Here is a 12,558-nt window from a genome sequence, read left to right as displayed (position 1 = left end):
TGAATGCCTATGATGATGAGCAGAGCATCTACACCACGCTGTTTCAGGGAGCTGTCAGAACAGCTGTAAATAATGGAAGCGATATAATATTGAAGCCCGGGCAGCAGGCCGTCATCAACAGGCAGGCGCTGAAGCTGGAAGTGACTACAAAAGATGAAGCAAGCCTGAACCGTATTGCAGCCTGGAAGAGTGGTTTCTTCAATTTTGAAGGGCTTTCATTGCAGGAAGCCATGCGCCAGCTGGAGCGCTGGTATGATATTCAGGTAACTTATGAAAATGGAATTCCCGATATAAGTTTCTGGGGAAAGATGGAAAGATCCCTTCCGCTGGAAACCCTGCTGCAAATGCTGAAAGGAGCCCGGCTCAACTTCCGGATGGAAGCAGGAAGGAAACTTGTGATCGTCAATAAACCTTGATCCGTTTCAGATTTTAATCGTAAAAAAGACTGTCGTAATTCTTGCGGGCATCCGCCTGTACGGATATGTATTGCCGCAACAAAAAACCGGAAGCGATTGAGGCGCTGCCGGTATGATTCCAGTTGCTTCAATAATGAGTTTGCGCTCTATTTTTTAACAACCAAAACTTACCCAAAGGTATGACAAATTATGAGTTTGGGTCAGGGTATTCTCATGCCCGGCGGCTTCGGCTGCCCGTGCGGGAAATGGCCAGGGCCTTCATCAAACTGATGCCGGGCAACCAAAACGAACTGAACCCCGTCGGCAGAAAATGGTTACGTGCGATGAAATTGACTGCTTTACTCCTCACTGTTACTTTCCTGAATGTATATGCAGGAGGTAGCGCCCAATCGGTGACCTGTTCCGGCAGGAATATGCCGCTCAAGACCGTGCTGAACGCCATTGAGAAGCAAACCGGTTATGTGGTATTCGCCAATGCCGGCTTCTTTTTGTCGGCCCGGCAGATCTCCGTGGACGCAAAACAAATGCCGCTGATAGAATTCCTGGAGAAGATCACAGACAATCAGCCATTCACTTTCCAGGTGAGCAACCGAACCATCTCACTGGTCTGGCGGGAAATGAAACCGGAATGGAGGATCGTGGAGATCAGTCCACCCCAGCAACATATCATTGGTAAAGTGGTAAACAGCAGACAGGAACCGCTCGCCGGAGCCACCGTGCTGCTGAAAAAGGCGAACAAAGCCGTATCTACCAATGCCAGCGGCGGATTCGACATCGTTACAGATAATCTGAATGATGTGCTGAACATATCTTTTGTTGGATATCTCAGTACAGAAATAAATCTCAAAACATGGGATGGAAAACCCATCCGCGTGGTTCTGCAGCAGGATGCGCAACAACTCGGCAATGTAACAGTGGTGAGTACCGGCTACCAGTTGTTGCCGAAAGACCGTGCCACCGGCTCATTCAGCACCATCAGCAATAAAGACCTGGAGAACCGCACCAGCAGGGACCTGAACACTCTGATGGAGGGACTGGCACCTGGTTTTACCATTCAGTACCAGGGAGTGGGACTGGATAATGATGACCCGCAGGTAATGATGAGAGGTGTCAGCACCTTCGGAAATACCCAGCCCCTCATTGTAGTGGATGGCTTCCCCATCGAAGGAAAGATCAACACTATTAATCCCAATGACGTGGCAAGTATTACTTTCCTCAGAGATGCCGCTGCTGCAGCCATCTGGGGGGTGAAGGCGTCCAACGGCGTGATAGTGATCCAGACTAAAAAGGGAAATTCCATTGCTACCAAAGTAGCCTTCCGTTCCAATTTCACCGTAACTGAAAAACCGGATATGTCTTATCTCCATCTGCCAGGCTCTGCCGATATGGTGGAGCTTGAAAAGGAGATGTTTGAAAAGAGCCCTTCTTTGAGGGATGATTATCAGTATACCTGGTCAGGCGCTTATACTCCTGTGGTGGATGTGCTGATGGACCATGCAGATGGGAAATTCGATGATGCGGAAAGAGACAGACGCCTGGCGGCTATTGCCGGTCATGATAACAGGAAGGACGCTTCTGGTGTTTTCTTCGGTACCAATTATGTGCAGGACAATACACTCAGCTTCAGCGGAGCTCCCAGTTCATTCATGAACTATTATGCTTCACTTGGCTATACCAACTCTTCCGGCCTTTACAGGGGAGATGGCCGCAGGCATACCAATGCCAACTTCAATACGGAACTGAAAGTTACGTCCAGGCTGAGAATATTGATGGGATTGAACTACAGCGATGCCAATATCGACAGGTCGTCCTCAAAAGCTTTCAGTTCACTGGGAGTGGATATTCCCTATATTCTCAGGTTACTGCCCTATGAAAGGTTTTACCAGGCTGATGGCAGTCCTGCAAAACTTGCACGCAGGTATTCTCCTGAAGTGAATACTGCCCTCACTGACATGGGTTATTATGATGCCGGTTATTATCCTGCCAACGACTGGAAGTATTATGATTACCAGCAAAAGGAGAACAGTCTTCGTTTACAGACCACCGCTTCATACAAGATCAACAAGACTTTTACATTCCAGGGTGGTTTCAAAACCGAGACCGGCAATTCACTGAGCACCGAACTGAACAAAGAGCAATCCTATTACGTGAGGTCAATGCTCAACCGTTTTGCAGCTCCCAATGCTTCGGGTAAACTGGTGTTCAACCTGCCCAAAGGGGATATCCTGAGAGAGGGCAGCGGAAGGGTCAACAATTTTTATGTCCGGGGACAGCTGGATATGGACCATTCTTTCAAGAATCATCCTGGCCGGATCAATGCGCTGATCGGTACGGAGTGGCAGAAGACTCAACAGATCTCCTCCACCGATACACGTTTTGGATATGGATCTTCCAGTGGACTCAGTTTCCCTGTTGATCAGAATGCATTGCTCAATTTCTACAACACACAGTTTGAAGAGACCATAAATTTTGAGTTTACCAACTTTTATAATAAGTCACTTGCAGATGACCGCTATGTATCCTATTATTTCAGCGGAGCTTATGAATATGACCAGCGCTATTCTTTAAGCGCGAGCGCGCGCATTAATAAAAGCAGCCGCTTTGATGCATCTGCAGGCCTCAATAAAGAATTGCTGGGCTCGCTCGGGGCCAAGTGGAACCTCCATCATGAAAGATTCATGGAGAATGTTAAATGGATCAATACGCTCTCATTGCGTGTTACTACCGGTTTAACGGGAAATGTTCCCGGGTTCACTCATTCGCCATACCATACCAGTGCATTCAATGCGCTCAGCACTTTCACCAATTCATTTACACTGACGGTGCTCAATCCTTACAATAAAAAGTTGAAATGGGAATCTTCCCTCACACAAAACCTGGGAGTGGATTTCTCTTTTCTGAATGGAAGGATCAGTGGTATGCTGGACCTGTATCATAAAAAGACGGTTGATCTGCTGGGTGTTCAATCCATGGACCCCACCATCATAGGCCGCTCGCTGGTTACACAGAATGTTGCCGATATGACCAATAAGGGGATCGAGCTGCAACTGAATACCGTTAATATCAAAACTAAGGATTGGGTCTGGAGAACCACCATCAATGCCAGTTACAACAAGAATACGGTAGATAAGGTAACGGGCAATTATGGAACAATAGTGCAGCGTGTGGCGCAGGTGCAGGGATATGCTGCCAATAGCCTGTTTGCTTACCGCTGGGCAGGGCTCAGTGATAAAGGTTATGGACAGTTCTACGATAACAAAAACGGTAAGGATGAAATTGTAGGCGCTGTTGGTGGTCTTACTCTTGAAGACCTCAAGCATGTGGGAAGCATCACACCAGTATACACAGCAGGTTTGATGAACGCTATCGGTTACAAAGGACTTGAGCTTAGTTTCCTTTTTGTTACCAATGGAGGGCATTACCTGCAGACGGATTCCTATAATGATGGGATCTATACCCAGGATTTCAGTACGGGCGACCAGGTTTTCCAGGCACCGGATGCAGCAGTAAAGGACCGCTGGAGAAAAGCGGGGGATGAGCAGCATACGAATATCCCGGTACTGGGAAGGTCCTTTGAATACAACTACACGGATATCAAGTACCAGTCAGCTTCCTGGATCAAGTTGCGGGAGGTTGTATTGAGCTATCTGTTCAGCAAGAGAGCTATGCCCCGGCTGCCGGTGCAGGACCTGAAAATTTCAGTGCAGGGGCGCAATCTCTGGAAGCATGTAGCCAATGATGCCGGTATCGATCCGGAGGCATACAGGCTGCACCAGGGATATCGCACACTGCCGTTGATGCCTTCCTGGTCATTCAACCTGCAGGTTAATTTTTAATTGTAAAAGAAGATCAATGAAACAAAAGCATATATTCCTTTTGCTGCCACTGCTGGTGTTGCTGGCTGGCTGCGAGAAGAAATTCCTTGAATCGCAGCGCACAGGAGAGATCATTCTTTCCGATACCCGCGACTACGATCTGCTCCTCAATTCCGATAAACTGGTGGTGTGGTTCAGTTATCCCCTTTTGATGCTAAGCGATGATGTACAACTGAATCCTGCTAGGCAACTCAATGCTGCACCGCTACGGGCGCTTTACACCTGGCAGGATGATATTTACCAGGATCAGGATCCCGTTTTATGGACCTACCAGTATAATAATATCAACCAGTATAATGTGATCATCGATGAGGTGGACAAAGCTGCCGGTGGAACAACAGAGGAGAAAAAGCGATATAAGGCGGAAGCGAAGCTGGGCAGGGCATTTTCTCATTTCCTGCTGGTGAACCTGTATGCAAAACTATATGATGCTGCCACAAGTGCCACCGATCCTGGCGTGCCATACATCACCACTACTGATATGTATGCACCCAATCCAGGTAGAAGTACCGTGAAAGATACCTACACAAAGATCATCAACGATGTGAAGGAAGCCATTCCTGATCTGCACAGTAAGCCGGAGAAAAATCACCGGGCCGGCAAGGCGGCAGCCCATGGATTCCTGAGCAGGGTATACCTATTCATGGGAGAATACACGCTGGCGGCAGAGCAGGCGGATCTCAGCGCAGCTATCGATAAAACAATACTCGATTACAGGCGTACAGGGTTTACCAAACCTGTGAAGCAGGATGATCCCGAAATCCTTTACATGAGAGTGATGTTTGAGACCAATACCTTTTCCATGCAGCCAACGGCGGCTGTTCTTGGGTTACTACCGGCAACGGATATACGTAAAAGGTTATATATTCCCTCTTCCTCCAGCCTGTCTGCATTGAATCAGCTCACCGTTGGTATTACAGCTCCTGAGGTTCAGCTTAATAAAGCCGAAGCCCTGCTGCGTAAAACTCCTGCGGATATCAGCGGAGCCCTGCAACTGCTGAATGAACTTCATGCAAAAAGAGACAATGCGCATGCGGATTATGTGACCAGTGATGCCGCTGAAGCGCTCACCTGGGTATTGAATGAAAGAAGAAGAGAACTGGTGAACTCCGGGATGCGCTGGCTGGATATGCGCCGCTTTACCAAAGAAGGAAGGCTGCCTGCTGTTACCAGGACACTGAGCGGAACGCAGTACACACTGGATCCCAACAGCAAGAAGTTCACGCTGATGATCCCCGGGCCGGTGGTTAAACTGAACCCCGGCATGCCGCAGAACGACAGGTGATTGTTCATTATAGAAACTAACCACAAGGCAGACCGCCTTAAAAAATAATAATTATGATCAGTTTGAAAATGACCGGTCTTCTTTGCGCCACAGCTGTTGCTGTTTCAATGCAGGCGCAAACAGGTGGACCTGTGACAATGTATACCCTCGATGGAAAATCAGTAGTGATTCCCGCAACACCCGAAGGCAAGTACTGGAAAGTGCCTGCCGTAGCAGTGGAAGGTTATTATGCAGTAAGCCGCTCCAACCCGGTTTACCTGGCTCCCGGTTTCAGCCTGGAAATACTTCCGGATAATAAAGGATACAGGTTCAAGGGAAAAGGTAGCCAGCATAATCAACTGGAAGACTCCCTGGAATCGCTGGCAGGTAAATATTTTGATCTGGACCGTGGTGCATTCAAAGGGTACTGGTGGAAAGTGGAGCCAGACGAGGTTTTTTCCCGGCTGGTGAAGTTCCGCAAAGAAGGTACTGCGATGATCCGGAAGGTGAAGGGAAGCCCTTTCTTCAATGAAGTGGCTAATGCTTACCTGAAGAGTATCGAGAGAAGAATGATGAGTTCTTACAATTTCGGGTACGGCATGAATCCAGAAACGATGAAGCGGATGGATGAAATGGTGAGCAGGGATGCACCGCAGGATAGTATCAGTATGGTTTTCAAACTGGCCAAAGAGAAAGAGCTGAGCGCTGAAGACAAGGCCAGGATTGATTCGGTGATCCTCGGAGGCATAGATATCAATGATGAGGCACTGTTCATTGCCTCCGCTGCTTTCAGGCGTGACCATGATCTGCAATTGACGAGAATGACCTGGAAGATACCCGGGAAAAAAGCGGGCAGGGAAGGTTTGGGCGAAGCTAAATTCAAGGTGGCGCAGCAACATGTGACCAGCCCCTTCATCCGTGAATTTTACGCTTTCCAGTATGTTGGAGGTATATTGAAGGAGTCAGGTGACCGTGCCAGGCTTGACTCTGCTTATAATCTGTTCATGTCACTGGCAAAGAATGAGCGGTTCAGAAGCATGGTGCAGGATGTGTACAACAGGAAAATAAAATATATAAAAGGAGCGCCGTCCCCCTCTTTTGCATTTGCCGATACCAGCGGGACTGTAATATCGCTGGAAAGCCTGCGCGGAAAATATGTATACATCGATCTCTGGGCCACCTGGTGCGGACCCTGTAAAGCAGAGATCCCTTACCTGAAAAAACTGGAAGCGAAATACCATGATAAGAACATCGCGTTTGTGAGCATATCCATCGATGAGGTAGGCGACAGGCAGAAGTGGATCAATTTCGTGAGAAAGGAAAAACTTACCGGTATCCAGATAATGGCCGATAAAGCCTGGGAAACTGCTTTCGTGAAAGATTACACGATTGTGGGGATTCCTCATTTTATCTTACTCGGACCTGCTGGAGAGATCATTGAGTCAAAAGCGAAAAGGCCTTCAGAGCCACAGCTGGAAGATCAATTGAAAGAACTGCTGAAGTAAACGCAGTTGATGATAGCCATGAATCCTTATCACCGGGCTGACTTAAAATGTCAGCCCGGTTTTGTTTCGCTGTGCCCAGCGCTCGCGTCCCCGCGAGTGACTTTTATTCCGTCGCCTCCGGCGACACGCTGCCCGCCGAAGGCGGGCAAATATTGGTCACTCGCGGGACGCGAGCGACTGGTCCCCGGGTAAATGAAAAAATTTACTGCGGTTGAAAACTGAGGAGTTTGATCAATTCATTTCTAGATAATACGGGAGCAAGTGCGTTACCGGATTTAATGAGATCATCTGCCAGGGATTGTTTGGTTTCCTGCATCTGCATGATCTTTTCTTCCACCGTATTGGTACAGATCAGCCGGATGGCAATCACTTTTTTATCCTGACCGATCCGGTGCGCGCGATCGATGGCCTGGTTCTCCACTGCGGGATTCCACCAGGGATCAACAATGTACACATAGTCTGCCTCCGTAAGATTAAGACCCGTACCTCCGGCTTTCAGGCTGATAAGAAATACACGGCTGCCGGGATTGCCCTGGAATGCATTCACTGCAGCGGCGCGGTTGCGGGTGCTGCCCGTGAGCATTTCGTACCCTATTGCGCGTTGTTTCAGTTGCGTTTCTATCAGTTTCAGCATGCTTACAAACTGTGAGAACACCAGGATCTTGTGATGCGGCGATTTTGTTTCAATCTGTTCCAGCAGGGTGTTGATCTTGGCGGAACTGTAGCCGGTGAGCGCTTCATCGCCCAGGAGGGCAGGGGCGTCGCAGATCTGGCGGAGACGCGTCAGGCCGCGGAGTACATTCATGGGGTTCTGCTTCAGTTCATCATCCGTGATGGCACTCACATAGTCGCGGAACTCTTTTTCATAAGCATTGTAAATGCCTCGCTGCTCTTCATCCATTTCGCAATACACTACCATTTCGGTTTTATCCGGAAGCTCCGTGGCCACTTCTTCCTTGGTACGGCGAAGCAGGAAAGGTTGTATTTTCTGGTGCAGTTCTTTAGCGCGCCTGGAGTTTTTGAAATTATCGATGGGAATGGAAAATACATCCCTGAAATATTGCCTGCTGCCCAGCAGACCGGGACAGGCAAATGACAACTGGCTGAAGAGATCGAAAGTGTTGTTCTCTACCGGTGTGCCGGTGATGGCGATCCTGTTGCGTGCATTGAGCAGCCGGACTGCCTTATAGCGTTGCGTTTCGGGGTTTTTGATATTCTGGGACTCATCCAGGAACACATAGTTGAATGTGTAATCTTTCAGAAAGAGTACATCTGAGAGCAGGGTGCCGTAACTGGTAAGGATGATCTCATACTGATCGAAGTTTTCCGTGTGCTTGATCCGGTTCGCCCCGTGCAATGTATGAATGCGGATATCAGGTGCAAAGCGCGCCACTTCCTGCTGCCAGTTGAAGATGAGCGTGCTGGGAACCACCAGCAGGTTGGTATTCTTTTCAACTTTATGCCGCTGTGAAAGTATGAAGGCAATGATCTGAACGGATTTGCCCAGTCCCATATCATCCGCCAGGCAGCCTCCGAAATTCAGATCATCGAGGGCATTGAGCCAGTTGAGGCCTTCACGCTGATAAGCACGGAGCTCCGTTTGTAATTCAGCAGGAGTGTCTATTTCTGAAATATGACGGATATCCTGCAGCTTGTTGCGATAGCGGCTGATCTCTTCTTCCACTGCTGCATCCGGGAGGGCCGCTTCGTATAACTGCTCGATGGCAGTGAGGTTGATCTTCTGAATGCGGATGGTGGATTCATCGATGATCTCGGCATTGTTGAAATAATCGGAGAACCTGTTGATCCATTCTTCAGGAAGGATTCCCAGTGTGCCATCATCCAGCTGCACGTACTTGTTATGATTGCGGATGGATTTGTAAACCTGTTTCAGCGAGGCCTTTTGCTTACCGAATTTAACGCGGATATCAGCATTGAACCAGTTGATACCGGAGAGCACCTTGATATCGATCTTCACACGGTGCGGGTTCAGCCTGTTATTATCGAGTTCATTGAAGCCGAGCACGGTGATCCCTTCCTTGTTCCATATTTCAAAGGCATGAAGGAACCAGTCTTCGTTCAGGAAGCGGTCGCGGTGCAGGTACCAGTAATGAAGGTCGTTATCCTGCTGCTCTTCAAAATGAGGGTGCTGGCCCATGATCAGTGCCGTGAAGGACCGCTCTGCATCATCATTACGGGGAAGGAGTATTTCTTTCCCTTTGGCGTTGACAGTATGCACCTGACGCTTCGTTCTGATGGGAATCTCGGTTTCGCCGTACCTGATCACAGGAATGATCATCACGTAATTCTTCAGATCGGAGAGGTAGATGATGCGTTGCAGTTTTTCCCCGGCCTTCTTCTCTGTTTCCGTGGCGGGATTGATATACTTATAATCGATATCGAGCTTGTCCTCCAGTTTTTCCAGCAGTTGGCTTTTGAATTCGCCGTATTTGTTCTTATGAACGAGAAAATGATCTTTCTTCTTCAGTAATTCGATCATGCCGAGCGCCGGCAGTTGATCTATCAGGTACAAAGTATCGTTTGCCTGCAGGAACCAGTTGAAGCGAAGCTGCGCGTCCTTCAATGGATGTTCCGTATTGCCCAGCAGCAGTCTTCCTCCGATCGCATAAAAATCACCTTCCTCAGAAACGGTCAGACTGATACCGTTGGGCAGCATCGCCGCTTTGATCAGCAAGATGGAGCTGGCTGTAATTTTTTCTGAAACATCCGGATTGTGGATGAAAAAAGAATAACGGGCAGGGTTCCTGATAATAGCTTTCAGGGCCTTGAGGTCGGAAGCCGAACGTTTGGTGGCCGGATGGTTCTGGAACTTATGCACGGCAGTGTAGAATTTCAGGTGCTCGGGATCATCCTGCGCCCAGGCCAGGTCGAGCGGAGCAAAGGGTGACAGCGGATTCTTGATCTTCCCGTCTTTTGAAACGGGGGCGCTGTACAACTCTATCAGCAGATGCCGGTTGTATTTGTGCTGCCTGAAAACAACGATGATGGCCTTGCCTTCAGCGATGGGATCATCCAGCTGGTGTTTTTCCGTAGGCGGGTACAGCAGCTGGTTCATGGCCTGAAGGGTATCTGCATTCACGGCCAGTAACGAAGACTGCTTCGGACGGATTTCCAGTTTATTGTTCTCCCAGTGAATGGAAAAATAATCATCGGGGTTGCTGGAATCGGACAACCCATAATCCGCTCCGGCTTTCTGCAGCATTGCATGCCTGGTGGCCGTAAAGAAAAAAGCACCCAATTCCTGCCGGCGTAACAGGGCTGTCAGAACCTGAGCTTCGTGTATGCATAAACGTTGATCACTGGAATTGCAGGTGCAGCTTACCAGTAATTGCTGTTGCTGCTGTAATACGGTAACCGGGGGAAACAGGGGAAAGGCCAGGCGGTTGAGGAAAATACCATGACCTGCTTCCAGCTCGTCCGGGCTGATCAGCTGATAATCCTTCGGCTCGATAAAATGCCCGCCAGGGTGACTTCCCGCTATCAGGGGCTCATCGATCGCATCAATGGCAAACCGCTTGAAAGGAATGCCCCGCCCGGGGGTATCAATAATATTGCCTGAAGCCTGGTCCATAAGCCTGCAAATATCGGCTATTTAAAGGCCGGGCTCTTTAAAATATTTTAACAGCAAAATGTTTTGATAGTTAGGAGTAAGGCCTTCGTTCAGGCTGCTGCGTGAGATCCGCGATCAGGCCCTGCAGCAAGGGTTGCTGCCAGAAGGTGCGTATGCACTCAGCATGGGCATGAGCGGAGATCTGGAAACTGCCATTGAAGAGGGCGCTACCATTGTGAGGGTTGGCACTGCTGTCTTCGGAAAAAGACAGTACCCCGACAGCTATTACTGGAATGAGCAAAAGAACAGCGGTTAGCCGGATTACATTCGATATTTTTACAGCTGAAAACCGAAAAATATGGATGGCCAGTACAGAAAAGATATCTATCCCGGACAGGAAGTAGCTGTGATCCTGAAGAAAGACCAGCGCAGCGGAAGGCTTACTTATGGTATCGTGGAAGCTATTCTCACGTCGGCCGCATTCCATTCCAGGGGAATCAAAGTGAGGCTGAAAGATGGACAAGTAGGGCGTGTAGCGGAGACCGAAGTAGTTGATCCGGATGGTGAATAGTTATCCGGATTAACTACTTCGGAGACGACTGCTTTATCATGGATGATCCTTGCATGGCCATACGCATGTGCTGATATATAATCCCAGGTGGGAACACTTTGTTTTTTGTCATAATGTTTCGGAGAAATATAGGCATGTGGCTCTGAAAAGATCACCAGTGACGGGTTTGCTTCTATGAGCGTGGTGTGTTCATTGGCTTTGGCAAAATGGGAGCTCAGGTATAACTGATCCTCCCTTTGTTCTACTACAAAGGGAAGGTGAGTGGCAACAGGAATATTTCCCTTGCCAGTTATGATAGTTGCGAAACTGTACTGCTGCATGAAGGAGATCTTGTCTGCCGCTTCATCCCACCGGAAAAGTGTAGGTATATACATCGTATGATTTTATTTGCCGTACTTTCTGCTGCCTGCCACGCAGAGGATCACCGCGAGTGTGATGCCGATCATGCCGGTGCTCACTGTTTCGTTCAGTAAAGCAGCGGCCAGTGCCAGTCCGAAGAAAGGTTGTAATAATTGTATTTGTCCAACTGCCGCAATGCCTCCCTGCGCCAGTCCCCTGTACCAGAATACGAAACCGATCAGCATGCTGAACAGGGATACATATATCAACCCCATCCAGGCGGGTGCACGCACTCCTTCAAATGTGGGAGGCATCATCCACAGCAGTAAAGGAATGGTCACAGGCAATGAAAGCACCAGCGCCCATGAGATCACCTGCCAGCCTCCCAGGGTTTTGGACAATTTAGCGCCTTCTGCATACCCAAGTCCGCAGACGATCACGGCCATCAGCATCAGGATATCTCCCGTGTAAGAAACATGGATGCCCTGTGAAAAGGCAAAGCCGATCACCAATGCGCTGCCCAGTACAGAAAACAGCCAGAATGCGGGTTTGGGCCTTTCGCCTCCGCGCAGTACAGCGAAGATAGCCGTTGTCAATGGCAGCATACCATTGAAGATGATCCCATGTGCTGAACTTACATATTGAAGGGCCAGAGCGCTCAATAAGGGGAAGCCGATCACCACGCCACATGCTACGAGTGTGAGTGAAAACAGTTGCGCTTTGTCCGGCCGCTTCTCTCTGAATACCAGTAGCAGTATCAATCCCAGCATTCCTGCTATCGCAGCACGGGCCATCGTCAGGAAAACCGGGTTGAAATCCTGGATCGCCAGCCGCGTGGCGGGAAGTGATCCGCTGAAGATCAGTACTCCGATAAAACCATTGATCCATCCTGCAGAAAGATGGCTCTTTCTGACTAAGCTTATTTCGCTGTTCATCTTTTCTCTTTATATGATACAGTAAAATTAACAGAGTGGATTGTATGGATACAGTCTCAGTTTTGTTAGTTTTGATGGATAC

General features: G+C 48.8%; 8 protein-coding genes and 1 pseudogene. 5 read left to right on the top strand and 4 right to left on the bottom strand.

Translation table 11 applies throughout. The features are described from left to right. The 4 genes from ACTHMC_RS03695 to ACTHMC_RS03680 form a co-directional block, all read left to right on the top strand. Window positions 1-416, top strand: a 416-nt coding sequence (locus ACTHMC_RS03695) for a FecR family protein (protein WP_440410918.1), incomplete at its 5' end; no start/stop codon positions are given. 179 nt (window positions 417-595) lie between these two features. Beyond that, window positions 596-4,252: a SusC/RagA family TonB-linked outer membrane protein gene (locus ACTHMC_RS03690; protein ID WP_440410916.1), complete on the top strand. Its 3,657-nt coding sequence runs from the start codon at window positions 596-598 to the stop codon at window positions 4,250-4,252. A 16-nt stretch (window positions 4,253-4,268) separates the two neighbouring features. Next, the gene (locus ACTHMC_RS03685) at window positions 4,269-5,576 is read left to right on the top strand and encodes a RagB/SusD family nutrient uptake outer membrane protein (protein WP_440410914.1); all 1,308 of its coding nucleotides are present in this window, start codon (window positions 4,269-4,271) and stop codon (window positions 5,574-5,576) included. A 53-nt stretch (window positions 5,577-5,629) separates the two neighbouring features. Next, on the top strand, window positions 5,630-7,060 hold the full coding sequence (locus tag ACTHMC_RS03680) for a TlpA family protein disulfide reductase (protein ID WP_440410912.1): 1,431 nt from the start codon (window positions 5,630-5,632) through the stop codon (window positions 7,058-7,060). A gap of 202 nt (window positions 7,061-7,262) precedes the next feature. Here ACTHMC_RS03680 and ACTHMC_RS03675 read toward each other — a convergent pair whose 3' ends face one another. Both ACTHMC_RS03675 and ACTHMC_RS03670 read right to left on the bottom strand, forming a co-directional pair. After that, window positions 7,263-10,652, bottom strand: a complete 3,390-nt coding sequence (locus ACTHMC_RS03675) for a DEAD/DEAH box helicase (protein WP_440410911.1) — start codon at window positions 10,650-10,652, stop codon at window positions 7,263-7,265. 70 nt (window positions 10,653-10,722) lie between these two features. Continuing rightward, window positions 10,723-10,932 carry a hypothetical protein gene (locus ACTHMC_RS03670; protein ID WP_440410909.1) on the bottom strand — a complete coding sequence of 70 codons (210 nt, stop codon included), beginning with the start codon at window positions 10,930-10,932 and terminating at the stop codon, window positions 10,723-10,725. Window positions 10,933-10,989: 57 nt separating this feature from the next. On the opposite strand from ACTHMC_RS03670, the pseudogene ACTHMC_RS03665 reads away from it, so the two are divergent. Next, a pseudogene (locus ACTHMC_RS03665) lies at window positions 10,990-11,112 on the top strand (DUF2196 domain-containing protein); the annotation flags it as partial. On the opposite strand, the gene ACTHMC_RS03660 reads toward ACTHMC_RS03665, so the two are convergent. Both ACTHMC_RS03660 and ACTHMC_RS03655 read right to left on the bottom strand, forming a co-directional pair. Continuing rightward, window positions 11,076-11,576, bottom strand: a complete 501-nt coding sequence (locus tag ACTHMC_RS03660; protein WP_440410907.1) for an FMN-binding negative transcriptional regulator — start codon at window positions 11,574-11,576, stop codon at window positions 11,076-11,078. The pseudogene ACTHMC_RS03665 and the gene ACTHMC_RS03660 sit on opposite strands and share 37 nt — an antisense overlap. Window positions 11,577-11,585: 9 nt before the next feature. Next, window positions 11,586-12,476 (bottom strand): DMT family transporter, encoded by an 891-nt coding sequence (locus ACTHMC_RS03655; RefSeq protein WP_440410905.1) that lies wholly within the window; start codon window positions 12,474-12,476, stop codon window positions 11,586-11,588. Between the last annotated feature and the right edge of the window lie 82 nt (window positions 12,477-12,558).

Source organism: Pseudobacter sp., from assembly GCF_051955275.1.
Lineage (GTDB): Bacteria > Bacteroidota > Bacteroidia > Chitinophagales > Chitinophagaceae > Pseudobacter.
This window is presented reverse-complemented; position numbering and strand designations above follow the sequence as displayed.